Source organism: Stenotrophomonas sp. GD03654 (assembly GCF_029845105.1).
Classification (GTDB): domain Bacteria; phylum Pseudomonadota; class Gammaproteobacteria; order Xanthomonadales; family Xanthomonadaceae; genus Stenotrophomonas; species Stenotrophomonas africana.
In genome coordinates, this window is sequence record NZ_JAOCLC010000015.1 from 56,394 (window position 1) to 80,517 (window position 24,124).

Sequence of the window (24,124 nt, forward strand, 5' to 3'; positions counted from 1 at the left end):
TGCTCGGCTCCCTTTCGGCACATCATGCAGAAGCAGCCGAGCGTGGGCTCGGCTCTACAGTAAACCACCCTCACGCCCGGTGCGGGGTACCCAGGTACTCGGCGCTTTGCATCTCGATCAGGCGCGAGGCGGTGCGCTCGAACGCGCCCTGCAGGCGCTGGCCGGTGTACAGCTCGATCGGCGAGGTGCTGGCGGTGCAGACCAGGTTGACGTGGCGGTCGTACAGCTCGTCGATCAGGTTGACGAAGCGGCGCGCGGCATCTTCGTTCAGGCGGTCGAAGGCGGGGATGCCGCCCAGCAGCACCGTGTTGAACTCGTGCGCGATCTCGATGTAATCCGAGGGCCCGCGCGGGCCTTCGCACAGCGCGGCGAAATCGAACCAGGCAATGCTCTTGCCGCGGCCACGCACCGGGATCTTGCGGCCCTCGATCTCGATGTTGCCGGGCTTGGCCGGCTGGCCGCCGCTCAATTCGTTCCAACGCGTGGCCAGCCAGTCGTCGCTGTCGGCCGCCAGCGGTGCGCGGTATACCGGCGAGCGGGTCAGCGCGCGCATGCGATAGTCCTCGGTACCTTCGGCGTACAGCTCGACGCAGAAGCGCTGCAGCAGGCTGATGGCCGGCAGGAAGCTCTCGCGCTGCAGGCCGTTGAGGTACAGGTTCTCCACCGCGGTGTTGGAGGTGGTGACCAGGGTCACGCCCTCGGCAAACAGGCGCTCCAGCAGCCGCGCCAGCAGCATCGCATCGCCGATGTCGGTGACGAAGAATTCATCCAGCACCAGCACGCGCAGGTTGCTGCGCCATTCCTGGGCGATCTTCGCCAGCGGGTCGCTCTGGCCCTGGTGCTCGCGCAGGCGCTCGTGGATGCTGCGCATGAAACGATGGAAATGGGTGCGGTACTTCTGCTTGATCGGTAGCCCGTCGTAGAACAGGTCCACCAGGAAAGTCTTGCCGCGGCCGACGCCGCCCCAGAAGTACAGGCCCTTCACCGGCTCGGGCTTCTTCCAGAACGAGGACAGGCGGTCCAGCCAGCCGTCCTCGGCACTGTCCAGCAGGCCCAGGTGGATGCGGTCCAACTCGGCCAGCGCCGCATGCTGGGCCGGGTCGTTCTGCCAGTCGCCACGGGCAACCCCTTCCGCGTACCGCTGCGACGGGGTCAACTCGGTTGCACTCATGCCGCCGCGCCCAGCCAGTGCTTGACGCCGTGGGTCAGTGCGCCGCGCAGATCGATCAGCTTGCGGTGGAAGAAATGGCTGGTCTCGGGCATGCGCACCAGCTCATGCGGGAAATCCAGCGTGTCCAGCCACTGGTAGACGGCCTGCGGGTCGACGATCTCGTCCTGCTCGCCCTGGATCACCAGCCAGCGGGCCGGCGGTGCGATGCCATCGAAATCCCAGCGGCCGGCCGGCGGCGCGATCGAGATCAGCGCTTCGGGCTGCAACTCGCCCGCGGCCTTCAGCGACACGAACGAACCGAAGCTGAAACCGGCCAGCCACAGGCGGTCGTCCGGACGCTGGCTGCGCACCCAGGCGGCGACGGCCTTCAGGTCGTCCTGCTCGCCCACGCCATGATCGAACTCACCGGTCGAACCACCCACGCTGCGGAAGTTGAAGCGCACCGTGGCGATACCCAGCTCGCGCAGGGTGGTGGCGGTCATGGTGACCACCTTGTTGTGCAGCGTGCCGCCCTCGGTGGACAGCGGATGGCAGACGATGGCCACGATCGGCTGCACCGGCACATCGGCCTTGGGCAGGTCGACGACCACTTCCAGCGGGCCGGCCGGGCCGTCCAGTTCGAGGCAGGCGGTTTCGCCAGGGGCAACGGGGAACGAAGGCTTGTGCATGGCACCATGATACCGTCCCCTGTCCCTGCCCTGTGCCCGCCCCATGCTCTACCTGTCTTTGGCCGTGATCTGCAGTGTGCTGGTTTCGGTGGTGTTGAAGGTGGCCGGACGCCGTCAGCTGGATGTTGCGCAGATGGTCACCTGGAACTATCTGGTGGCGGCAACGCTCACCGCCGTGGTACTGCAGCCGCCGCTGGACGCACTGCGCGCGCCGCATGCCCCGTGGCTGTCATTGCTGGCGCTGGCGGTGGTGCTGCCGTCGATCTTCCTGGTGCTGGGCCGCGCGGTGGCCGTGGCCGGCATCGTCCGCAGCGACGTGGCACAGCGGCTGTCGCTGCTGCTGTCATTGGCCGCCGCCTTCCTGTTCTTCGGCCAGACCGCCACGCCCTGGAAGCTGGCTGGGCTCGCCCTGGGCCTGCTGGCGATGGTGGCCATCAGCCTGCGCCCACGCGGCCCGGCGGTGGCGTCGTCGCCCGGTGGCTGGGGCTGGCTGCTGGGGGTATGGGCCGGGTTTGCGGTGGTGGACGTGCTGCTCAAGCAGGTGGCGCTGTCCGGCACGCCGTCGATGGCGGCGGTGCTGGCCAGCTTCAGCGTGGCCTTCGTGCTGATGCTGGTGCTGCAGCTGTGGCGGCACGCCAGTGGCCGCAGCCGGCTGGCCTGGCGCAACCTCGGCGCGGGCTCGCTGCTGGGCCTGCTCAATGGCGGCAACATCCTTTTCTATGTGCACGCGCACCAGTCGATGCCGGACAGCCCGGCCACCGTGTTCGCCGGGATGAACATCGGCGTGGTGGTGCTGGGCGCGCTGGTGGGCGTGTTCGCCTTCGGCGAGGCCACCACGAAGTGGAACCGCGCCGGGCTGGCGCTGGCGGTGCTGGCGATCGGGTTGATCGCCTGGGGGTGAGCGTTGGTTGCGGCGGGCCATTTCCGCGCCCGCGGTGGGATGTCACTTTTCTTTTCGCGCGAAAAGAAAAGTAACCAAAAGAAACGCGCCGCCAGCCGCGAGCCGGTGCTGTGCACCGGTTCCCTGCGCTTCTCGGTGAACCAGGGGACGGCGCCGAACTCGCTGCGCTCAGACATCGGCGCCTCTTCGCCCCTGATTCACCTGCGATGCTCGGCTCGCTTGAAGGCGGACTGGTAGATCAAAAGCAAAGGCGGCATCCGTGCCGATCAAGGTGCCTACCAGAGCAGATCCCCGGCGAACCTTATCTGTCGAAACCCAGCAGCAGTGGGTCGTGGTCGGAGCTGCGCCACGGGCCCTGCACGTTGCGACCCTGGTAGCCGCTGGCGTCCTGCTCGTCGGCGTTGCTGTGCCATTCGGCGGCACCTCGCAGGCGCTTGGCCATGCCCGGGCTCAGCAGTGCATGGTCGAGGCGGCCGGTGTAGCCGTTGTAGACGTAGCTGTAGGGATGCTCGACCTTTGCCACCTTGAAAGCATCCTGCCAGCCCAGGTCATGCAGGGCGCGGATCGGGTCTTCCATCGCGTAGGCATTGAAATCGCCCAGCAGCACGGCGTCCTTGGCTCCGGTACCGGTCGGGTCGGTCTGCAGCCAGGCATGCAGCTGCTGCGCCGAGGTCACGCGGGTCGCGTTCCAGCAGCCCTGGTTGTCGTTGCGGTCGGCGTCGGCACCGGCGGCGTCGCGGCAGCCCTTCGACTTGAAGTGGTTGGCGACCACCACGAACGGCGCACCCTGCTTGCCCTGGAAGGCCTGCGCCAACGGCACGCGGCTGTGCTCGACGAACGGGCCACCGGTCAGCGTGGCCGGCTTGCCCAGCGGCTGCAGGCGGCTGCTGCGGTAGATGATGCCAACCCGGATCGGATTGTCGCCGGGGCCGTTGCCGGCATCGACGAAGCGCCAGTCGCCCTGCGCGCCACGGTCGCGGTTGAGTGCGTCGACCAGTTCGGCAATGGCCGACTGCGGACCATAGCCATCGTTCTCCAGTTCCATCAGCGCGGCGACATCGGCGCCCAGCGCGTTGACCGTGGTGACCAGCTTGGCCACCTGCGCCTTGTGCTCGTCCAGGGTGCGCGCGCCGCGCAGGGTCGGGAAGCCACCGCCCTGGCCATCACCATTGAAGAAGTTCTCCAGGTTGAAGGCCGCCACGTGCAGGCTGCCCGGCACGGTCGGCACCGCCGGACGCTTCAGCTCCGGCAGCTTCAGCACGCCTTCGACCTGCAGGCGCGGACGGCCCTGTGCGTCCACGCGCACGATGCCCTCCACATTGCGCAGCTGCATGCCGGTGCGCAGCACCGGGTGGGCCGGCAGGTAGGCCACGCTGGCCGGGTCGCGGGCATCGCTGCCGTCGTCCAGCACCAGGCGGCGGCGCTGGTTGTCGGCCATCACCTGCTCGTAGCCGGCAGTACCCGGCGCGGCCACTTCGGTGGGCTGCCAGAGGCGGCCATCGAAGGCCACGGTGAGCTGGCCAAAGCGCTCAAGGCCGTCGGTACCGGCCAGGGTGAGCGGTGCGGCGATGCGCACGCGCTGGCCATCCAGCGCACGCCAGTCGGCCGGCGCGGCGGTCAGCACCACGGTGGCGCTGCTGCGCGCGGTGGAGGGCGACGCGACCGGTGCGGCCTGCGGCTGGGCCTGGGCAAAGGCGCCGGCCGGCAGCAGCAGGGACAGGGCAAGGGCGAGGGAACGGCGGCGCATCAACGGGCGACTCCATGGAAGAGGCGCACAGACTAACCCTGAAATGCGAAACCCCAGCGACGCGCGCGGTTTTGGCCTTGGCCGGCAAAGCCCCCGGCGGCGGTCGGAGAACGACCGGGGCGATTGGGCGATCGGCGGGTAGAGTCGACTGTCAGTCGACTATCGCGCGCAGCGCGGGTTTTTCGGCGGCGTTGGGAAGATCAGTCGACTGACAGTCGACTCTACCGGCGGTTTCGCGGTTTCGCCGTTCGCCGCCTACTTCAGGTTGCCCAGCATCCAGTCCACGGTGGCGTGGATCTGTTCCTCGGTCAGCGCCGGGTTGCCGCCCTTGGGTGGCATGATGCCGCCATCCGGGCCGGTGTAGCCCTCGATGGCGTGCTTGTAGAGGGTGTCCTTGCCCTGTGCGATGCGCTTGTCCCAGTGCGAATGGTCCAGCGTCGGCGCCATGCCCACACCGGTGGTGTGGCAGGCGGTGCACAGGTTGTCGAAGATGACCTTGCCGTCCTTGGTGCCACCGTAGGCCACCTGCGACGCGGCCTTGGCCAGCGCGGCGGCCTTGGCCGCTGCCTGCGCGGCGGCGCCGGTGCTGCCGGCATAGACCGCACCGGTGGGCGAGATGCGCTGCTCGGTGCGCTTGGCCGCGGTCGGCGACACCTCGGGCGGAATCCGGGTGTGGATGTAGGCGGCAAGGAGGATGAGGCCGAGGGTGATGGTCGCCAGCAGCGCGATCACCATGGAGAAGCGTTTCAGGAACTCCAGATCGTAATTCCGCACTCTTCGTTACCCCTGGCTGATAGTCGTTGGACCACGGCTGAGCGACTGCGTGATGGACCGAGTATAGAACGCGCTTTGCGTGCGACAACAGGCGTCACTGCTGGTGCGGCGCAACATGCCCACCCGGTAGTGCCGGCCGCTGGCCGGCATCGCCATCCCGCCGGATAGATCGTGCAGAAGCCGGCCAGCGGCCGGCTCTACCACGTTACCGGGCGCCGATCGCGCGCAGGCAGAAGCTGCAGATCGCATCCACCAGCGCGTCCTCGTCGCGGTGTGCTTCGCGGCTGGGCGCGGTGGGACCGACCATCGCCTCGGTGAAGGCACCGACCAGGCAGGCGGCGGCCACATGCGCGTCCTGCGCCGGCAGCTCACCGGCCGCCACGCCCTCCTCCACCAGCCGCAGGAACACGTCGCCGAAGGCGCGACGACCGCGCATGCGCTCGGCTTCCACATCCGGGTCGACCGGTTCGACGATGAAGGCATGCGCCAGCCCCGGCCCGGCCAGGGCGCGGCGGACGAAGGCGGTGATCGCCAACCGCAGGCGCTCGCTGGCCACCTCCGGGCCGCTGGCGATGCGCTCCATGATCGCCACCTCGTGGGCCACGGCGGCGTTGAGCACCTCCACGAACAGCTCGGCCTTGGACGGGAAGTGGCGGTAGATCAGGCCGGTGGACACCCCGGCCTGGGTCGCTACGGCCGTCACCGGGGCATTGCGCCAGCCGCCGGTGGCGACCAGCTCGCGAGTGGCCAGCAGGATCCGTTCACGGGCGCCCGCCAGGCGTTCTTCCATCAGTGCAGAGCGTTTATAGGCCATGTTTTGATTCTATTTTCAATTTTTGAATTTGTATTCACTTCTTGCCCGAACCCCGCTACGCTGGGGTCCAATCGCCCGTGCGGGCAGCGGTCCTGCAGACCGCCGCCCGCTCCCCCGCCGGGTGCGTCCATTTCCTGCCATCCCGCCGTGGAGCCACCACAATGCACGTGCCATCCCTGAACTTCGACCTTGGCGAAGACATCGACCTGCTGCGCCAGAGCGTGGCCCATTTTGCCGCCGCCGAGGTCGCACCGCTGGCCGCCGAGGCCGATGCCACCAACCAGTTCCCGCTGGCTCTGTGGCCGAAGCTGGGCGAACAGGGCCTGCTCGGCCTCACCGTGGAGGAAGAATACGGTGGTACCGGCATGGGCTACCTGGCCCACGTGGTGGCGATGGAAGAAGTCTCGCGCGCTTCCGGTGGCATCGGCCTGTCCTATGGCGCGCACTCCAACCTGTGCGTGAACCAGCTGCGCAAGAACGGCAACGAAGAACAGAAGCAGCGCTTCCTGCCCGGCCTCTGCAATGGCAGCCTGGTCGGCGCGCTGGCGATGAGCGAACCGGGTGCCGGTTCGGACGTGGTGTCGATGAAGCTGCGCGCCGACAAGCGCGGCGACCGCTACGTGCTCAACGGCAACAAGATGTGGATCACCAACGGCCCGGACGCCGACGTGCTGGTGGTCTATGCCAAGACCGACATGGAGGCCGGCGCCAAGGGCATCACCGCGTTCCTGGTCGAGAAGGGCATGAAGGGCTTTTCCACCGCGCAGAAGCTGGACAAGCTGGGCATGCGCTCCTCGCCCACCTGCGAACTGGTGTTCCAGGACTGCGAAGTGCCGGAGGAAAACGTGCTGGGCCAGGTCGGCGGTGGCGTGCGCGTGCTGATGTCCGGCCTGGACTATGAGCGCGTGGTGCTGTCCGGTGGCCCGCTGGGCCTGATGGCCGCGGCCATGGACGTGGTGATGCCGTACGTGCACGAGCGCCACCAGTTCGGTGAAGCGATCGGCAGCTTCCAGCTGATCCAGGCCAAGATCGCCGACATGTACGTGGGCCTGGGCGCCTGCCGTGCGTATGTCTATGCCGTGGCGCGCGCCTGCGACCAGGGCCGCACCACCCGCCAGGACGCCGCCGGTGCCATCCTGTACGCCGCCGAGAAGGCCACCTGGCTGACCGGCCAGGCGATCCAGATCCTGGGTGGCAACGGCTACATCAACGAATATCCGACCGGCCGTTTGTGGCGCGACGCCAAGCTGTATGAAATCGGCGCCGGCACCTCGGAGATCCGCCGCATGCTGATCGGCCGCGAACTGTTCCAGCGCACCCTGTAAGGCTACCGCGATGACCGTCCTGAACAGCCAGCTGCAACCGGGCAGCGAAACGTTTGAAAGCAACCGCGCGGCCATGCAGGCCGTGGTTGATGACCTGCACGCCACGCTTGCCCGCACTGCACTGGGCGGCAACGAGGCGGCACGCGCCAAGCACACCGCGCGCGGCAAGCTGCTGGTGCGCGACCGCATCGACGCCCTGCTCGACCCCGGCAGCGCCTTTCTGGAAATCGCGCCGTTGGCCGCGCATGGCATGTACGAAGACGCCGTGCCTGCCGCGGGCGTGGTGGCCGGCATCGGCCGCGTCAGCGGCGTGGAATGCGTGATCGTGGCCAACGACGCCACGGTCAAGGGCGGCACCTACTATCCGATGACGGTGAAGAAGCACCTGCGCGCGCAGGAGATTGCCGAGCAGAACCATCTTCCGTGCATCTACCTGGTCGATTCCGGTGGCGCGTTCCTGCCGTTGCAGGACGAAGTCTTCCCCGACCGCGACCATTTCGGCCGCATCTTCTACAACCAGGCCAATCTGTCCGCGCAGGGCATTCCGCAGATCGCCTGCGTGATGGGCAGCTGCACCGCCGGTGGCGCCTACGTGCCGGCGATGAGCGACGAGACGGTGATCGTGCGCGAGCAGGGCACGATCTTCCTCGGCGGCCCGCCGCTGGTGAAGGCGGCCACCGGTGAAGTGGTGACGGCCGAGGAGCTGGGCGGCGCCGATGTGCACACCCGCATCTCCGGCGTGGCCGACCATATGGCCGACAACGATCTGCAGGCACTGGCACGGGTGCGCGCGATCATCGCGCAGTTGAACTGGCGCAAGCCGGAGCCGGCGATGGCGGTGCAGCCTTCGGAAGAACCGCTGCTGCCGGCGCATGAGTTGTACGGGGTGATCCCCGCCGATACGCGCAAGCCCTACGACGTGCGCGAAGTGATCGCGCGGCTGGTCGATGGCTCGCGCTTCGATGAGTTCAAGCCGCGCTACGGCGCAACGCTGGTGACCGGCTTCGCGCATCTGAACGGCTACCCGATCGGCATCATCGCCAACAACGGCATCCTGTTCTCCGAGTCGGCACTGAAGGGCGCGCACTTCATCGAGCTGTGCACCCAGCGCAACATCCCGCTGGTATTCCTGCAGAACATCACCGGCTTCATGGTCGGCCGCAAGTACGAACAGGGCGGCATCGCAAAGGACGGCGCCAAGCTGGTGATGGCCGTGGCCTGTGCCAAGGTGCCCAAGTTCACCGTGGTGATCGGCGGCTCGTTCGGTGCCGGCAATTACGGCATGTGCGGCCGCGCCTATTCGCCCAACTTCCTGTGGATGTGGCCGAACGCGCGCATCGGCGTGATGGGTGGCGAGCAGGCCGCCAGCGTGCTGGCCACGGTCAAGCGCGATGGCATCGAGGCCAAGGGCGGCCAGTGGCCGGCAGCGGAGGAAGACGCCTTCAAGGCACCGATCCGCGACCAGTTCGAGCAGCAGGGCCACCCGTACTACGCCAGCGCACGCCTGTGGGACGACGGCGTGATCGATCCGGCCGACACCCGCCGGGTGCTGGCCCTGGCGCTGTCGGCCAGCCTCAACGCCGCCCCGCAGCAGACGCGCTTCGGCGTGTTCCGCATGTAACCCGCGCCATGACCGAGCCTGTTGCCATGTTCATCAAAGTCCTGATCGCCAACCGCGGCGAAATCGCCTGCCGCGTCATCGCCACCTGTCGCCGCCTTGGCATCGCCACCGTGGCGGTGTATTCCGATGCCGACCGCAACGCACGCCATGTGCGCCTTGCCGACGAAGCCCTCCACATTGGTCCGGCCGCTGCACGTGAGAGCTACCTGCGCGGCGATGCCCTGCTCGACGCCGCACGCCTGACCGGCGCGCAGGCCATCCACCCCGGTTACGGCTTCCTGTCCGAGAATGCCGACTTCGCCGATGCCTGCGCTGCAGCCGGCATCACCTTCATCGGGCCGCCGGCCAGCGCCATCCGCGCGATGGGCGACAAGAGCGCGGCCAAGGCGCTGATGGCCAAGGCCGGTGTGCCGCTGACCCCGGGCTACCACGGCGACCAGCAGGCACCGGACTTCCTGCGCGCGCAGGCCGATGGCATCGGCTACCCGGTGCTGATCAAGGCCAGTGCCGGCGGCGGTGGCAAGGGCATGCGCAAGGTCGAGCGCAGCGAGGATTTCGTCGACGCACTGGCCAGCTGCCAGCGCGAAGCGGCCTCGGCGTTCGGCAATGACCACGTGCTGGTCGAGAAGTACGTCGAGCGCCCGCGCCATATCGAGATCCAGGTATTTGGCGACAGCCACGGTGAGGCGGTCTACCTGTTCGAGCGCGACTGCTCGGTGCAGCGCCGCCACCAGAAGGTGCTGGAAGAAGCGCCGGCGCCGGGCATGAGTGCGGAACGTCGTGCTGCGATGGGCAAGGCCGCGGTCGATGCCGCGCGTGCGGTGGGCTACGTCGGTGCCGGCACGGTGGAATTCATCGCCGGCCCGGATGGCGATTTCTACTTCATGGAAATGAACACCCGCCTGCAGGTCGAACACCCGGTGACCGAGTACATCACCGGTACCGATCTGGTGGAGTGGCAGCTGCGCGTGGCCTCGGGCCAGCCGCTGCCGCTGCGCCAGGAAGAGCTGGCGATTCACGGTCATGCCATCGAAGCACGCCTGTACGCCGAAGATGCCGACCGCGGCTTCCTGCCGTCCACCGGTACCCTGCGCCGCCTGCGCCTGCCCACGCCGTCGGCCCATGTGCGCGTGGATACCGGCGTGGAGGAAGGCGACAGCATCACGCCGTACTACGATCCGATGATTGCCAAGCTGATCGTCTGGGACGTGGACCGCGACGCCGCACTGCGCCGCATGAGCCAGGCCCTGGCCGACTGCCAGGTGGTGGGCGTGACCACCAATGCCGGCTTCCTGCGCCGGCTGGTGAACACCGATTCGTTCGCGCACGCCAAGCTGGATACCGCGCTGATCGAACGCGAACAGGCGGCATTGAGTGCAGTGGGCGACGCGGATGATGCCTTGGGGCAGCTGGCCGCCGTGGCCGCGGTTGCAAGCACTGCCGGTGCCAGCACCGATGCGCGCGACCCGCATTCGCCGTGGCAGGCCCAGGACGGCTGGCGCCTTGGCGCATCGGCACCGCGCCTGCTGCCGCTGCAGCAGGGCGAACGCAAGCACACGCTGAAAGTATGGGCACAGGCCGATGGCTGGCGCGTGCAGCGCGATGACGCCGCACCGGTGCAGGTGATCGGCACGGCCGATGCGCAGCGCTTGTCAGTGCAGTTGGATGGCCGTCGCTGGTCACTGCAGCAGCTGCGCGAAGGCGATCAGCTGTATCTGTTCGGCGCCGATGGCCAGCACCGCTTCACCCTGCATGATCCGGTGGGCGAATCGGACCACGCCGTGGCCGATGCCGGCAGCCTGCTGGCGCCGATGCCGGGCAAGATCGTCGCGACACTGGTCGCGGTCGGCACCGAGGTCAAGCGCGGCACGCCGCTGGTGGTGCTGGAAGCGATGAAGATGGAGCACACGCTGCAGGCACCGGCGGACGGCACGGTGAAGGGTTACCGCGCCAAGGCCGGCGACCAGGTGGGTGACGGTGCGGTGCTGGTGGACTTCGAAGCGGCGTGAACGCCGGGGCGGCGACCGCTCAGCGGTCGTCGCCCGCCACCACCCGGCCAGCGGGATCGAATTCGGCCGTGTCCAGCGTGGCACTGCGCCAGCCCAGGCCGCAGATGGCCATCGCGCTCTGTCCGATGCCATCGAAACCGAAGGCGCGATCGACATCGGCATCGTTGATGGCTGCGGTGACGAATGCCGCCAGGCCACGCTCGGTCGCGCACAGGTACAACAGTTGCGAGATGTGGCCGACATCCAGCGTCACCGCACGATATGCCTTGGCGTGGTTGCGGTACTTCCAGAAGCAGCGGTCGTACCGCGGTGCCAGCACCAGCAGCGCCGGTGCATCGGCGAACCACTCCTGACCGGACAGCATCCGCCGTGCCAGCGCAGGCAATGCATCTGCCGGCGGCGAAGGCAACGGCAGTACCGCGTGCTGCACGGGGTGGTAGTGGTACAGCCCCGGTACCAGCCCTTCCACGTTCTGTACCAGCAGGAAACCTTCGGTAGGATGCAGGCCGCCACCAGAGGGCACGTTCTTCTTCAGGAACTCGGTATCACGCTCGACCTTCTGCACCGCATGGGCCATCAGCGTGCGCTGCAGCACCTGGGCCAGCAGCGGCAATGGCAGCGCACGCTGCGGGTCGAAATTGCGGCAGGTCGTGCGCTGCGCCAGCAGCGCGTCGAACGCGGCCTCTTCGCTGCGCGGCAACGGCTGGTAGTCGCCCTGCATCGGCTGCACCACCGGCGGCGGCGGTCCCAGCCGCTGGCGCAGGCCGGCAGCGGTATCCAGACCCTGCCGGCGCATGTCCTCCACGCTGTCCACGGCCTGCCAGCGCGCATGGCGATGAGCCAGTGCAGCCAACGGCCACCATTGACTGCGCCGCAATGCCTCATCACGCATCTGGTGCCCGACCTCATCCGGCGGGTCGGTCAGCAGCAGCCCCTGCTCGACCAGGCGCGCCAGCATCGCCGGAGAGGTGCCGGCCGGCGGTTCGCTCCAGCGATGCGCGCTGAGCTCGCCCAGCAACTGGCGCTCCTCGGCGTCCACCGGCAGGGGTTGGTCCAGGTGGGCGGCCAAGGCCACCCAGCTGATCTGGCTGTCCATCTCGGCGTGGCCGGCCAGCATCGCGCGCAGGTCCAGGGTGACCGACTCGCGGGGCTCGAACATCAGGCTGGCGCAGCGGCGCAGGCGCATGGGTTTCCTTCCTCCTGCCGCACAACCGGCATAGCAGCAACGACCGCGGCGCGGCCAACTTTAGCGACAGGCACGCCACCGCCCTCAATGGCAGGCCGTGGCGGCCGATACGAGAAACTCAACCTACGGACGATCCCCATGAGCACCCATCCCCGCCTTTCCGCCGAAGACGCCAGCACCCTGCTGGACCACCTCATCGGCAACGACGACTTCCGCAACCACTTCACCGCATCGCCGGGCAAGGCCCTGGCCTCGATCGGGCTGGACGGTGCCGTTGGCGAGAACGACTGCATGAAGATCGGCACCCTGGCTTCGGTCGAGGAGCTGCGCCGCACCCGCGATTCGCTGCATGCGTACCTGAGTACCTCGACTGCCTCGATGACGGTGGTGTTCTGCTTCGAAGCCGACCGGATCGACGAGCGCGTCAACGCCTGAGTCCGCATCAGCGCGACACCCGCACCGACACCGCCTCCGTGGCGATGTCGTGCACATTGAGGGGCTGCCAGATCTGCATGGACGCCACCTCGGCAATGGCCTGACCGTGGTGCCGGGCCAGCCAGGCCTGCTCGCGGCGCACACCGGCAGCGTCCTGCTCGGCACGCAGTGCCTGCAGCAGCACAACATGGGCCTGCACCGGTTCGCTGCCATCAAACGTGGGCTCGAGCAGATGGCGTGCCGCTTGCGGACGCTGTTGCGCCAGTTCGGCCATCGCCAGCACGACCCGGCGCCACTTGGCCACCACAGGGCTGCGCTGCCGCTCCAGCAGTTCGCCATGGTCCCGCAGCCACTCTGCGGCCAGCGCATGCTGGCCCTGGCGCTGGGCCAGATAGGTCAGGGCCAGCAGCTGCAGACTGCGGCTGCCCACGGCGGAGTCGTCGTTCTTCCGCAGCAGCGGCCGCAGAACGGTGGCGATGGATTCAAGCTCCTTCGCATCGCCGGCCGTGCACAGCGTGGTCACGGTGGCGTGTTGCAGGCGTTGATGGATCTGGTAGTCGATCAGGTCCGGCGGCGGACCATCCGCAGCAATCGCGGCATGCAGGCCGCTGCAATCACGCTGCTCCGCAGCCACCAGCAGGTGGGCCCGCAGACGCATGCGCTGCTGCAGGTCGTCCCCCCGCGGCAACCGCATCAACAGCTGCTGCGCCTGTGCGTCCAGGCCCTGCGCAACCAGCACGTCCACATCCAGATCGTCGGCCTCGTCATTGCCGCGCAGCATCTGTGCCTGATGCAAGGTGCGCATTGCCTGCTGCGGCTGACCGAGGCCCAACTGTGCCCGCGCCAGATGGATCATCGGATACAGCCGCAGCGGGTCCTGGGGCACCATCGCGGCACGCGCATAGGGCTCGGACTCGGTGAAGCGATTGTCCTGCAGCAGCCCCCAGGAAGTATTGGACAGCCCCGCAAACGAATCCGGATAGATCTTGGCCAGTGCACGCCACTGTTCCAGCGGCCAGCCACCGGGTTCCAGTTCGGCCTGCCAACCCTTCAGGTACAGGCGCTCACGCGCGGGCAGGCGCTGCTGCTGGGCCAGCGCGTGCTCCAGCGCGTCACGCGCCTCCGCAACCTGCGCGGTGCGGGCCAGCAGTTTGGCCACGCCCATGTAGGCCAGGGCGAAACCAGGATCGATATCGATCGCCGCCTGGTAGAGGTTGCGTGCTTCCTCGAAGCGACGCTGGCCCAGTGCGCTTTCGGCCAGGGCAAACGCACGCAGTGCGCGCAGGTCCTGGGTCGATGCCCGTGGCAGCGGCAACGACTGTTCCAGGCTCGCCACCGACTCACCCAAGCCACGTCGCAGGCGTCCGACCACGTCGTCCACCGCGAACACCATCTGATCGGATCGATCCGCGGTGGCGGTGAACGTCTGGATCACCTGGCCGCTGCCCGGCGCTGCGACGTCGATGGCCAGCTCGTAGCCACCGATCTTCTGCCGCACGGTCGGCAACAGCACGGCGCGGGCGCCTTCACGCACCGCCACGTCGACGGCGGTATCCCGGTTCAGCCGGGTATCGCCCGAGAGCCGCGCCATTTCCAGGCTCTCGCGGATCTTGCCCTCGGACAGCACGTTCACGTAGCGCGACTGCTCCAGCGCGATCCGGATCGCGTGCCGCATCGAGTCGTCGAAGATCGGATCACCGGTGAGATTGTCGACGTCCCCCAGCACAACCCAATCGCGCTCGGCAAACGCAATCGCCGGTTCCGGGCGCAGCAGCAGCCAACCGCCCAGCACCGCCACCGTCAGCACCAGGCCTTCAGCGGCCAGCACCCACGGCTGCCGCCACAGTGGCAGGTCGCGGCGCGCCTTGGCATTGGCGCGCGGCATGCGCAGCGGTGCGGAGCCGATCTCGCCTACTTCGATCACTTCCTGCACCACCGGCACGCCCTTGAAGCGCCAGCGTCCGTGCGACTTCCACAGCAGGCGCGTGCCGCGCTCACCCAACGCATCGGCGGCGCGGTGGGTCAGTGATTCGGCAACGGCGGACAACAGGATCTGGCCGGGGCGGGCCAGCGTCATCAGGCGCGCCGCCATCGGCTTGGCCAGACCTTCCACTTCCATCGACTTGGCGCCAACGCGAACCGCCTCGGCACTGTTTTCCCAGGTCAGCACGTCACCCACATGCAGGCCGGCACGCGCACGCAGTTCAATCGCACGCTGCTGGCCAAGCGCATGCAGCTCGCGCTGGTAGTCCAAGGCGAAGCCCAATGCATCGATGGAGCGCTCGAACAGCATGAACAGGCCGTCGGAGCGATCGATCAGCTGGCCATTCCAGCGGTGCTGCAGCACCAGCACCAGGCGGTCGTGTTCCTGGAACAGGCTCGCCGCCGCCATGTCGCCGATGCGCTCGACCAGCTGCAACGAATCACACAGATCAGTGAACAGCAGGGCGCGTAGCTGTGGGCTATGCGGGGCTGACGTTCCGTTGTCGCCATTCATCGCCTGCATCTCCCTATTGGTCGTCCGGATCATCCACCCAGCGCAGGCAGTTGCCGCCATCGCGCTTGGCCTGGTACAGCGCGCGATCCGCGCTGGCGTACCACTCGCTCCAGCCGGCCTCGGGTGCCAACAGGCTGGCACCGATGCTGACCAGGCTGACATGCGGCGTGCCATGACTGCGTTCGAGCAGGCCATGTACCGCGCTGAGGATGAACTCGGCCGCGTGCTGCACGATCTCATGGTTGCCACGGCGCAGGATCAGGCAGAACTCATCGCCGCCGAGGCGGCACGCCAGGTCCTGCTCACCGGCCATCGAGCGCAGGATGTTGCCCATGCTCTGCAGCACGCGATCACCAGCCTGGTGGCCGTGGCGATCATTGATCTGCTTGAAGCGATCGCAGTCGATCAGCAGCAGTGCCTGCGGCAACCCGCCGCCGTCGGCGCGGCATTCCTGCAGGTACAGGGTCAGGCCATGGCGGTTGTGCAGCCCGGTCAGTTCATCGGTACGCACCAGCTCACGGGTGTGGGTCAGTTGATGGGTGGTGATGTACAGATTGTCCAGCGCGGTTTCCAGATCATGGTTGCGCCGGCGCAACTGGCTGATCAGGGCCTGCTCGTTGGTCAGCACGCGCATGATCGTGCGGCGCAGGAAGTAGGCGACCAGGCCGGGATCGGATTCCACCAGGCGATGGAAATCGGCCGGGCCCAGCTCCAGTACTTCGCAGTCGACCAGCGCGCGCGCGCTGGCGCTGCGCAGGTGATCGCCGACCAGCAGGCCAAGCTCGCCGAAGAACTCATGCTGGCCGAGCGTCTTGATCACCAGGTCCTCGCCGAAATCCAGTTCGATCTGGCCTTCGAGGATCACATACATCCGTTCGCCGCGATGGCCACGCTGGAACAACCACTGTCCGGCATGAAGCTTGCATGGGCGGGCGAATCTGGCGAACAATGCAACCTCGGCAGCGGAAAGCAGCGCGTGCACGATCTCGGCCATCGCCACCCGGGCGATACCTGACGTCACATCACTGTTCTCGGCCGCACCCCTGCCGGTCATTCCCTGCACCCGCCGCCAGCGTCCCCTGGTGAGCCGCGGAGCATAGCACCGGTTTAAAGTGTGCGTCCTATCTCATTTTTAATGCCCAAACGATCTTGCCTGATGTGAAGATGCGTGGTGGCCGTTCTGGTCACGGGTGTCCGGGCAAAAATGCTGCTGGATCAATCCGATGGCGGTTTTCACAGGATTCTGGCCAAGTTGCCGCGGACAGGGGTGCGCCTGATTGACGCTGCCTGCTGGCCGCGCCTTTGCATCGATACAACAACGCCGGCAGGTCCCCCGACCGGCCGGCGTTGTCTGGCCCTTCCCTGGCCACCCTGATCGGATTGCGGCGCTTCGGTAGAGCCGGCCGCTGGCCGGTTTCCCTGCAGTGCCCGCAGGATCACGTGGGTGCCGGCCAGAGGCCGGCACTACCGCATCACGCAGCGCGTTCGCTGCGCCCGCCATGGAACTGTTCTTCCTCGGTGGAGCCGGTCAGCGCGGTGGTCGACGACTGGCCCTGCTGGATCGCCTGGGTCACCGCGTCGAAGTAGCCGGTACCGACCTCACGCTGGTGCTTGACCGCGGTGAAGCCACGCTCGGCCGCTTCGAACTCGGCTTCCTGCAGTTCCACGAACGCGCTCATCTGGCGGCGTGCGTAGCCGTGGGCCAGATTGAACATGCCGTAGTTCAGCGCATGGAAGCCGGCCAGGGTGATGAACTGGAACTTGTAGCCGTAGCTGCCCAGCTCACGCTGGAACTTCGCAATGGTGGCGTCATCCAGGTTCTTCTTCCAGTTGAAGCTGGGCGAGCAGTTGTAGGCCAGCAGCTTGCCCGGGAACTTCGCATGGATTGCCTCGGCGAACCTGCGTGCGAATTCCAGATCCGGCTTGCCGGTCTCGCACCACACCAGGTCGGCATACGGGGCATAGGCCAGGCCACGGCTGATCGCCTGGTCCAGGCCATTGCGGGTCTTGTAGAAGCCCTCGACGGTGCGCTCGCCGGTGGCGAACGGCTTGTCGTTGCCGTCGATGTCGCTGGTCAGCAGATCGGCGGCTTCGGCATCGGTGCGCGCCACCAGCAGGGTCGGCACGCCCAGCACGTCGGCAGCCAGGCGCGCGGCGTTGAGCTTCTCGATCGCCTCGCGGGTCGGCACCAGCACCTTGCCACCCATGTGGCCGCACTTCTTCACAGACGCCAGCTGGTCCTCGAAGTGTACGCCGGCGGCGCCGGCTTCGATCATCGCCTTCATCAGTTCGAACGCGTTGAGCACGCCGCCGAAGCCGGCCTCGGCATCGGCCACGATCGGCTGCAGGAAGTCGATGTCATCCTTGCCTTCGGCGTGGTGCAGCTGGTCGGCGCGCAGCAGCGTGTTGTTGATGCGCTTGACCACTGCCGGCACCGAATCGGCCGGGTACAGCGACTGGTCCGGATACATCTGCCCGGCCAGGTTGGCGTCGGCCGCCACCTGCCAACCGGACAGGTAGATCGCCTTCAGGCCGGCCTTGACCTGCTGCATGGCCTGGTTGCCGGTCAGTGCACCCAGCGCGTTGACGAACTCGCGCTCATGCAGTGACGCCCACAGCTTCTCCGCACCCAGGCGGGCCAGTGAATGCTCGATGTGGACGGTGCCGCGCAGGCGCACCACGTCGGCGGCGCTGTAGTTGCGCTGGATGCCTTCCCAACGCGGGTTGGTATCCCAGTCGTGCTGGATCTGTTCGGCAGTGGGCAGCTTGCTCATGTCTTTCTCCAGTTCGGTTCGTGCGTGCAGCGGGGAGGGAAACGGCGGGTTTGCGGGCAGTCGGTCAGTCGATGCACGCGTAGGCCGGCAGGGTCAGGAAATCGGTCAGTTCTTCGCTGCGGCTCAGTTCGCCGAGCAGGGTGATGGCCTCGCCGATGCGTGCACCACCGGGCAGTGCGCTGGTGTCGCCCAGGCGCGCTGGCAGCTGTGCCAGGGTGGAATCCAGCAGCGCCAGATCGATCGCAGTGCCATCGTCCAGCTGCTGGCCCGGCGTATGCAGCCACTGCCACAGCTGGCTGCGGCTGATCTCGGCGGTGGCCGCGTCCTCCATCAGGTGATGGATCGGCACGCAGCCGTTGCCATCCAGCCACGCCGCCAGATAGCGCACGCAGACTTCCACGTTGCCCTCGAAGCCGGCGCGGGTGATGGTGCCCGGCGGCCGCGCGATCAGTTCGTCGCGGCCGACGCGCACATCCTGGCGCAGCACGCTGTGCTGGTTCGCACCGGGCATGTGTTCGTCGAAGATCGCCATCGCCACCGGAATCAGCGCCGGGTGCGCAACCCAGGTGCCGTCATGGCCGGCGGTGACTTCGCGCAGCTTGTCGGCGCGCACCCGGGCCATCGCCTGTTCGTTGGCGGCGGCATCGTTGTTGATCGGAATCTGCGCGGCCATGCCGCCCATCGCATGCGCCCCGCGGCGGTGGCAGGTCTGGATCAGCAGTTCCGAATAGGCCTTCAGGAACGGCTGGGTCATGGTCACCTGGCCGCGTTCGGGCAGCACGCGATCGGCATGGCGGCGGAAGGTCTTCAGGTACGAGAAGATGTAATCCCAGCGCCCGCAGTTCAGGCCGACGATGCGGTCACGCAGCGCGTGCAGGATCTCGTCCATCTCGAACACCGCTGGCAGCGTTTCGATCAGCACGGTCACCTTGATCTGGCCGTGCGGCAGGCCGAGCATGCCTTCGATGTGCGACAGCGCGGTCTCCCACAGCGCAGCCTCTTCCATGCTCTGCAGCTTGGGCAGGTAGAAATACGGGCCACGGTCCTTCGCCTGCAGGGTGCGGGCGTTGTGGAAGGCGAACACCGCCGCATCGAACAGGCCGCCGGCGATGAACTGGCCATCGATGCGCACGTGCTTCTCGTCCAGGTGCCAGCCACGCGGGCGCACGATCAGCACCGCCTGTTCGTCGTACGGGCGCAGGGTGTAGTGCTTGCCGGCCTTCCCGTTGGATGCCGGCGCGGTGTACTCGAGGTCGCCGCGCACCGCCGCCGCCAGCGACTGCTGGCCGGCCAGCAGGTTGCGCCAGGTCGGCGAGGTCGAATCCTCGAAGTCGGCCATGAACACCTTGGCGCCGGAGTTCAGCGCGTTGATGACCATCTTCGGGTCGGTCGGGCCAGTGATCTCGACGCGGCGGTCCTGCAGCGCGGCCGGCAGCGGCGCAACGCGCCAGTCGCCGCTGCGGATGGCGGTGGTGTCTTCGCGGAAGTCCGGCAGGCCGCCCTGGTCGAAGAACGCCTGACGCTCGCGACGCGCCTGCAGCCGTGCCTGCCGGCCCGGTTCCACCGCGCGGTGCAGCGACACCAGCAGAGCCAGCAGCGGCGCCGGCAGCAGGGTGTCCTGGCCAGCCACGCGGGTCGCCAGGGCGATACCGGGGGTAGCCTTGGCGGCGGGGGTGGGAACAGCGGAAGCGACGGCGGACATGGGGCGACTCCAGCGGTGGGGGAACGAGTCCACGGTGCCGCTGGGCCTGAGTATTTGGCAAAACAGTTTTTGCAATGTTCTACATAAGTTGTGCTAATACTCATGACACGATGAGCACACGCCCGCATCCAAGTCCGCGTTTTTCCTACAAATCCGACCGGCTGAAGCCGCTGCGCGCGTTCTGCCAGACGGTGCGCCTGGGGTCGGTCTCACGGGCCGCTGAGGCGCTTTTCGTCAGCCAGCCGGCCATCAGCCTGCAGCTGCAGGCGCTGGAACGGGAGCTGGGGGTGCCGTTGTTCGAGCGCAGCGGTCGCCGCCTGGTGCCCAGCCGCGAGGGCCAGCTGCTGTACGAGATGGCACAGCCGCTGGTGGAGAACCTGGATGGGCTGGAGGCGCGCTTCCGCGACAAGGTGCGTGGCCTGGACGCGGGCGAGTTGAACATCGCCGCCAACAGTTCGACCATCCTGTACCTGCTGCCGAAGATCGTCGAGCGCTTCCGCCTGCATCACCCGGACGTGCGCCTGACCCTGCACAACGCGATCAGCGCCGATGGCACCGACCTGCTGCGCGAGGACGCCGCCGACCTGGCGATCGGTTCGATGACCGATGTGCCGGCCGACCTGACCTACGCCCCGGCCTACCGCTTCGAGCAGGTGCTGATCGCACCGCACGACCATCCGCTGGCCAGTGGCGGCGAGCTGGAGCTGGCCGACATCGCGCGCTATCCGTTGGTGCTGCCGCCGAAGCGGCAGATTACCTACCGGCTGGTGGACCAGGTGTTCCAGCGCCACCGCATCGCCTACACCGTGGCGCTGGAGGTGGGCGGCTGGGAAGTGATCAAACAGTACGTGGCGATGGGCATGGGCATTTCCATCGTGCCGGCGCTGTGCCTGAACGAGGCCGACCACGAGCGGCTGGCGGCGCGGTCGATGAAGCGGTGGTTCCCGGAGCGCAGTTACGGGGTGATCGTGCGCCGGGGCAAGGCGTTGTCGGCGCAGGCGCGGGCGTTCATCGAGCTGATCCAGCCGGAGTTGTTCAGCCCGCGCGATTACGACCAGAGCGGGCATTCGGAGCGGTGAGGGGTGTTCGGCAGGGCTGCGCCCTGCACCTGCCGAATCAACGGCAACGGCAGAGGCAACGGCAACGACAACGTCAAAGGCAACAGCGGGGATTCCGTGGCGGGCGGGGCGGTGTGGGTGGGCAGGACACGCCGTAAACCCGTCCTTGGGGGCTCGATGGCGCCATCCATGGCGCCAACGGTCCTGCCCATCCACACCTCCCCACCTCTGACAGATTTCCGCGATCTGTCGGAACGGCATGGCCTGCTCTTGGTGGGTGTCGACCTTCGTCGACACGGTTGATCCACGCCATGCGTGGATGACGATTCCGGGCGTCGGGCTGGATAGACTGCATCCATGTCCATCGAACTCCGTCACCTGCGCTACTTCCTCGCTGTCGCCGATACGCTGCACTTCGGCCAGGCGGCGGAGCGGTTGGGCATGTCGCAGCCGCCGCTCAGCCAGCAGATCCGCCAGCTGGAAGATCTGATCGGTGCGCGGCTGTTCGTGCGCAGTCATCGCCGTGTGCAGCTCACTGCCGCAGGTGAGCTGCTGCAGGAACGTGCACGCGCCATCGTGCAGCAGGTCGAGTCTGCGGTGGACGAAGTGCAGCGTGCGCAGCGCGGCGAGCAGGGTGAGCTGCGCATCGGATTGACCCGCGCCACGCCGCTGTCACCGCAGATTCCGCGTTCGATCCTGCGCTACCGCCAGCAGTACCCGCAGGTGCGGCTGCAGCTGAGCGAGATGAACACCCTGCAGCAGATCGATGCACTGCTCGATGGCAGCCTGGACGTGGGCATCATCCGCAAGCGCGCGTTGCCACCGGAACTGGTGGCGCACAGTCTGTTCGTCGATCCGCTGGCGTTGATCGTGCATGCCGACCACCCTGCCCTGCGCAGGCTTTCGAAGCAGGGCACGCTGTCGCTGCGCGACTTCGCGCAGGAGCCGTTCGTGGCGTTCCGCCGCAGTGCCGGTGCGGGCATCCATGACCACATGATCGCGTTGTGCGCGGCTGCCGGATTCACACCGCGCATCGTGCAGGAGGCGGGTGAAGCCTCGACGCTGATAAGTCTGGCCGCTGCGGGCCTGGGCGCCGCGATCCTGCCGTCGTCGTGCGATCACATCCGGGTGGAAGGCGCGCGCTTCGTGGCGCTGGCCGATGCCGGCGCGCATTCGGAAGTGCAGCTGGCATGGCATCGCGAGGGGGTGACGCCGCTGATCCGCAATTTCGCCGGGCTGCTGCGCGGGGCGTTCGCCGAAGGGTGAGGCGCAACCCACCCGGTAGTGGCCAACCTTGGTTGGCCCACGGCCACAGCGCCAACCAAGGTTGGCATCTACCAGAGCAAGGTCACGCCGTGACCGGCTGCGGGGCGCGCTGGTGCAGCGCCCAGACGATGCCACCCCCGATCAGGGTCAGCACGGCAGCGAACGCACACACGCCTAACCAGTCCCAGGCCGCATAGGCCAGACCGCCGACCCCGCCCAGCACGCTGGACCCAAGGTAGTAGGCAAACAAATACAGCGCCGAGGCTTCAGCACGCATCGTGCCGGCACGGCTGCCGACCCAGCTGCTGGCCACCGAGTGACCGCCGAAGAAGCCGAACGTCACCAGCGCGATGCCGAGTGCCATCGTGCTCAGCCAAGGCAATGCCAGCAGCGCGATGCCGACGCCGATCAGTGCGAACGAGATCGACAGGATGCGGCCGCGGCCGTAGCGCGTGGCCTGCTGGCCCATCCACGCCGAACTGAAGGTACCCACCAGATAGACGCTGAAGATCAGGCCGACCACGGTCTGGCTGAGGCGGTACGGCGGCGCCAGCAGGTGGTAGCCCAGGTAGTTGTAGAGGGTGACGAACACGCCCATCAGCACGAACGAGGTGGCGAACAGCCACGGCAGGCCCGGGTCGGCGAACAGCATGCGCCAGCGTGACGGCAACTGGCGCAGGCCATCACGGCGGGGATGGAAGTGGCGCGACGGCGGCAGCTGCAGCCACAGCAGCACGGTGCTGGCGATGGCAATGATCGAGACCACGCCGATGCCCCAGCGCCAGCCCCAGTGATCGGCGATGATGCCGGCCAGCAGGCGCCCGCTCATGCCACCAATGGCGTTGCCGCCGATGTACAGGCCCATCGCCAGGCCCAGCGCGCGGCTGTCCATTTCCTCGACCAGGTAGGTCATCGCCACCGCCGGCACACCGCTCAGCGCCAGGCCCAGCAGGGTGCGCAGCACCAGCAGCGTGGTCCAGTCGTCCACCAGCGCCGTGCTCAGCGACAGCATGGCCGAGGCCAGCAGCGCAACGATCATCAACGGGCGCCGGCCGACCGCATCGGACAACAGGCCGGCCAGCAGCATCGCCACCGCCAACGTGCCAGTGGTCAACGACAGCGACATCGCGCTGCCGGCGGCGGACACACCGAAGTGACGGCTGAACTCGGGCAGCAGCGGCTGCACCGTGTACAGCAGGCCGAAGGTGGAGAAGCCGGCCAGGAACAGCGCCAACGCGGTGCGGCGGAAGGCTGGTGTCCCCTGCTGGATGCGGGTCTCGGTGTCGAAGTCGACGGTGTGGGGACGGCGCTCGACGGCCGCCGTGGTTTCGCCAGTCATGGAATCAATGGGCCGGTGGGGACGGCCGGGCGTTGGAGGGAACGGGCCTCAGACTAGGCCCGTCCATCCAGTCGATCCATAACCCGATAGATCAGGATTGATACACAGAAAGTATCAATTCAGGTTAGAGGCGCTGCCATTCGAAGCCGGCGCCTCGACGGTAATACACCGCCACAGCGCGGCCGTAGACCTTGTCGGCGTCGACGAAGCCGAAGAAGCGGCCATCGAAGCTGTTGCCGCGGTGGTCACCCAGCACCAGCACCTTGCCGGCCGGCACCACCAGATCGGCGATGTCCGGGCCGCCGCCCATGTCCAGATCGAGGCTGGCACGGCGTTCGCCGAAGGCTTCCACGTCCTGCAGGTCGGCGATCTGCAGCGGCTGGCCGTTGATGCTCAGATGGCCCTCGCGCATCTGCACATGGTCACCGGCCACCGCCGCCACGCGCTTGATCAGGCGGGTGCCGTCGGCCGGTGAATCAAACACCGCCACTTCACCACGCTGCGGAACGCCGGTGGCCATCAGTTCCTTGCCGGTGAACGGCAGGCGCAGGCCATAGGCACGCATGTCCACCACCACCCGGTCGCCGGGCTGCAGGGTCGGCTGCATCGAGCCACTCGGCACCACATAGTGGTTGGCCAGGGTATCGCGGGCGGCGGCGAGCAGGCCGAGCATCACCAGCAACGGCAGCGCCTCCTTTTTCAGCCAGGCCAGCGCGCGTTCGGAAAAGGGAGGGCGGGCAACGGCGTCCACGGCAGGCTCCGGGTGAGTGGTAGCTGCATCAGACCACATCCGGGCCGAAGAGGTTCCCGCGCCTAGAACCTGTAGAGCCGAGCCCA

General features: G+C 67.5%; 19 protein-coding genes. 7 read left to right on the forward strand and 12 right to left on the reverse strand.

Features of this window, described 5'->3' with window-relative positions; genetic code table 11:
* Positions 1–70: 70 nt before the first annotated feature.
* Both zapE and N5J73_RS08335 read right to left on the reverse strand, forming a co-directional pair.
* The gene (zapE, locus tag N5J73_RS08330; RefSeq protein ID WP_049443645.1) at positions 71–1,171 is read right to left on the reverse strand and encodes a cell division protein ZapE; all 1,101 of its coding nucleotides are present in this window, start codon (positions 1,169–1,171) and stop codon (positions 71–73) included.
* Positions 1,168–1,839 (reverse strand): CocE/NonD family hydrolase, encoded by a 672-nt coding sequence (locus N5J73_RS08335; RefSeq protein WP_049443646.1) that lies wholly within the window; start codon positions 1,837–1,839, stop codon positions 1,168–1,170. Before N5J73_RS08335 ends, zapE begins: the two co-directional genes overlap by 4 nt.
* Before the next feature lie 43 nt (positions 1,840–1,882).
* On the opposite strand from N5J73_RS08335, the gene N5J73_RS08340 reads away from it, so the two are divergent.
* Positions 1,883–2,740, forward strand: a complete 858-nt coding sequence (locus N5J73_RS08340) for an EamA family transporter (RefSeq protein ID WP_049443647.1) — start codon at positions 1,883–1,885, stop codon at positions 2,738–2,740.
* Between the two features lie 301 nt (positions 2,741–3,041).
* Here the strand turns inward: N5J73_RS08340 and N5J73_RS08345 are convergent, their stop codons facing one another.
* The 3 genes from N5J73_RS08345 to N5J73_RS08355 all read right to left on the reverse strand — a co-directional run bounded on the left by N5J73_RS08345 (position 3,042) and on the right by N5J73_RS08355 (position 6,075).
* Positions 3,042–4,487 carry an ExeM/NucH family extracellular endonuclease gene (locus tag N5J73_RS08345; RefSeq protein WP_049448804.1) on the reverse strand — a complete coding sequence of 482 codons (1,446 nt, stop codon included), beginning with the start codon at positions 4,485–4,487 and terminating at the stop codon, positions 3,042–3,044.
* 255 nt (positions 4,488–4,742) lie between these two features.
* A complete protein-coding gene (locus N5J73_RS08350) occupies positions 4,743–5,261 on the reverse strand; it encodes a c-type cytochrome (RefSeq protein WP_005407662.1) in 519 nt (172 codons plus the stop codon).
* A gap of 205 nt (positions 5,262–5,466) precedes the next feature.
* A complete protein-coding gene (locus N5J73_RS08355; RefSeq protein WP_005407661.1) occupies positions 5,467–6,075 on the reverse strand; it encodes a TetR/AcrR family transcriptional regulator in 609 nt (202 codons plus the stop codon).
* Between the two features lie 161 nt (positions 6,076–6,236).
* Here N5J73_RS08355 and N5J73_RS08360 point away from each other — a divergent pair, with 161 nt between their 5' ends.
* Genes N5J73_RS08360 through N5J73_RS08370 form a run of 3 tightly spaced genes read left to right on the forward strand, consistent with a single transcriptional unit; the run spans position 6,237 to position 11,030 of the window.
* The gene (locus tag N5J73_RS08360) at positions 6,237–7,400 is read left to right on the forward strand and encodes an isovaleryl-CoA dehydrogenase (RefSeq protein WP_049448802.1); all 1,164 of its coding nucleotides are present in this window, start codon (positions 6,237–6,239) and stop codon (positions 7,398–7,400) included.
* Between the two features lie 10 nt (positions 7,401–7,410).
* Complete coding sequence (locus N5J73_RS08365) at positions 7,411–9,021, forward strand: carboxyl transferase domain-containing protein (protein ID WP_049448800.1); 1,611 nt, start codon at positions 7,411–7,413, stop codon at positions 9,019–9,021.
* 26 nt (positions 9,022–9,047) lie between these two features.
* Positions 9,048–11,030 (forward strand): acetyl/propionyl/methylcrotonyl-CoA carboxylase subunit alpha, encoded by a 1,983-nt coding sequence (locus N5J73_RS08370; protein ID WP_279940795.1) that lies wholly within the window; start codon positions 9,048–9,050, stop codon positions 11,028–11,030.
* Positions 11,031–11,049: 19 nt separating this feature from the next.
* Here the strand turns inward: N5J73_RS08370 and N5J73_RS08375 are convergent, their stop codons facing one another.
* A complete protein-coding gene (locus N5J73_RS08375; protein WP_049448796.1) occupies positions 11,050–12,216 on the reverse strand; it encodes a putative peptide maturation dehydrogenase in 1,167 nt (388 codons plus the stop codon).
* A gap of 138 nt (positions 12,217–12,354) precedes the next feature.
* On the opposite strand from N5J73_RS08375, the gene N5J73_RS08380 reads away from it, so the two are divergent.
* A complete protein-coding gene (locus tag N5J73_RS08380; RefSeq protein ID WP_049448795.1) occupies positions 12,355–12,651 on the forward strand; it encodes an NHLP-related RiPP peptide in 297 nt (98 codons plus the stop codon).
* 7 nt (positions 12,652–12,658) lie between these two features.
* On the opposite strand, the gene N5J73_RS08385 is transcribed toward N5J73_RS08380, so the two are convergent.
* The 4 genes from N5J73_RS08385 to aceB form a co-directional block, all read right to left on the reverse strand.
* Positions 12,659–15,157: a putative peptide modification system cyclase gene (locus N5J73_RS08385; RefSeq protein ID WP_049448793.1), complete on the reverse strand. Its 2,499-nt coding sequence runs from the start codon at positions 15,155–15,157 to the stop codon at positions 12,659–12,661.
* Between the two features lie 4 nt (positions 15,158–15,161).
* Positions 15,162–16,202 carry a GGDEF domain-containing protein gene (locus N5J73_RS08390; protein WP_164078535.1) on the reverse strand — a complete coding sequence of 347 codons (1,041 nt, stop codon included), beginning with the start codon at positions 16,200–16,202 and terminating at the stop codon, positions 15,162–15,164.
* Between the two features lie 418 nt (positions 16,203–16,620).
* A complete protein-coding gene (aceA, locus tag N5J73_RS08395; RefSeq protein WP_014035583.1) occupies positions 16,621–17,922 on the reverse strand; it encodes an isocitrate lyase in 1,302 nt (433 codons plus the stop codon).
* A gap of 64 nt (positions 17,923–17,986) precedes the next feature.
* A complete protein-coding gene (gene aceB, locus N5J73_RS08400) occupies positions 17,987–19,624 on the reverse strand; it encodes a malate synthase A (RefSeq protein WP_049448789.1) in 1,638 nt (545 codons plus the stop codon).
* Positions 19,625–19,734: 110 nt separating this feature from the next.
* Between aceB and N5J73_RS08405 the strand changes: the two genes are divergently transcribed.
* Both N5J73_RS08405 and N5J73_RS08410 read left to right on the forward strand, forming a co-directional pair.
* On the forward strand, positions 19,735–20,703 hold the full coding sequence (locus tag N5J73_RS08405; RefSeq protein ID WP_049448787.1) for a LysR family transcriptional regulator: 969 nt from the start codon (positions 19,735–19,737) through the stop codon (positions 20,701–20,703).
* A 336-nt stretch (positions 20,704–21,039) separates the two neighbouring features.
* Positions 21,040–21,948 carry a LysR family transcriptional regulator gene (locus tag N5J73_RS08410; RefSeq protein WP_049447258.1) on the forward strand — a complete coding sequence of 303 codons (909 nt, stop codon included), beginning with the start codon at positions 21,040–21,042 and terminating at the stop codon, positions 21,946–21,948.
* An 82-nt stretch (positions 21,949–22,030) separates the two neighbouring features.
* On the opposite strand, the gene N5J73_RS08415 is transcribed toward N5J73_RS08410, so the two are convergent.
* Positions 22,031–23,287 carry an MFS transporter gene (locus N5J73_RS08415; protein ID WP_049447256.1) on the reverse strand — a complete coding sequence of 419 codons (1,257 nt, stop codon included), beginning with the start codon at positions 23,285–23,287 and terminating at the stop codon, positions 22,031–22,033.
* 124 nt (positions 23,288–23,411) lie between these two features.
* Positions 23,412–24,038 carry a signal peptidase I gene (gene lepB, locus N5J73_RS08420; RefSeq protein WP_049447254.1) on the reverse strand — a complete coding sequence of 209 codons (627 nt, stop codon included), beginning with the start codon at positions 24,036–24,038 and terminating at the stop codon, positions 23,412–23,414.
* Positions 24,039–24,124: the final 86 nt, after the last annotated feature.

Coding starts and splice junctions, on each gene's coding strand:
- zapE (WP_049443645.1), bottom strand. CDS start 1,171: ATGAGTGCAACCGAGTTGACCCCGTCGCAGCGGTACGCGGAAGGGGTT.
- N5J73_RS08335 (WP_049443646.1), bottom strand. CDS start 1,839: ATGCACAAGCCTTCGTTCCCCGTTGCCCCTGGCGAAACCGCCTGCCTC.
- N5J73_RS08340 (WP_049443647.1), top strand. CDS start 1,883: ATGCTCTACCTGTCTTTGGCCGTGATCTGCAGTGTGCTGGTTTCGGTG.
- N5J73_RS08345 (WP_049448804.1), bottom strand. CDS start 4,487: ATGCGCCGCCGTTCCCTCGCCCTTGCCCTGTCCCTGCTGCTGCCGGCC.
- N5J73_RS08355 (WP_005407661.1), bottom strand. CDS start 6,075: ATGGCCTATAAACGCTCTGCACTGATGGAAGAACGCCTGGCGGGCGCC.
- N5J73_RS08360 (WP_049448802.1), top strand. CDS start 6,237: ATGCACGTGCCATCCCTGAACTTCGACCTTGGCGAAGACATCGACCTG.
- N5J73_RS08365 (WP_049448800.1), top strand. CDS start 7,411: ATGACCGTCCTGAACAGCCAGCTGCAACCGGGCAGCGAAACGTTTGAA.
- N5J73_RS08370 (WP_279940795.1), top strand. CDS start 9,048: ATGTTCATCAAAGTCCTGATCGCCAACCGCGGCGAAATCGCCTGCCGC.
- N5J73_RS08375 (WP_049448796.1), bottom strand. CDS start 12,216: ATGCGCCTGCGCCGCTGCGCCAGCCTGATGTTCGAGCCCCGCGAGTCG.
- N5J73_RS08380 (WP_049448795.1), top strand. CDS start 12,355: ATGAGCACCCATCCCCGCCTTTCCGCCGAAGACGCCAGCACCCTGCTG.
- N5J73_RS08385 (WP_049448793.1), bottom strand. CDS start 15,157: ATGCAGGCGATGAATGGCGACAACGGAACGTCAGCCCCGCATAGCCCA.
- N5J73_RS08390 (WP_164078535.1), bottom strand. CDS start 16,202: ATGACCGGCAGGGGTGCGGCCGAGAACAGTGATGTGACGTCAGGTATC.
- aceA (WP_014035583.1), bottom strand. CDS start 17,922: ATGAGCAAGCTGCCCACTGCCGAACAGATCCAGCACGACTGGGATACC.
- aceB (WP_049448789.1), bottom strand. CDS start 19,624: ATGTCCGCCGTCGCTTCCGCTGTTCCCACCCCCGCCGCCAAGGCTACC.
- N5J73_RS08405 (WP_049448787.1), top strand. CDS start 19,735: ATGAGCACACGCCCGCATCCAAGTCCGCGTTTTTCCTACAAATCCGAC.
- N5J73_RS08410 (WP_049447258.1), top strand. CDS start 21,040: ATGTCCATCGAACTCCGTCACCTGCGCTACTTCCTCGCTGTCGCCGAT.
- N5J73_RS08415 (WP_049447256.1), bottom strand. CDS start 23,287: ATGACTGGCGAAACCACGGCGGCCGTCGAGCGCCGTCCCCACACCGTC.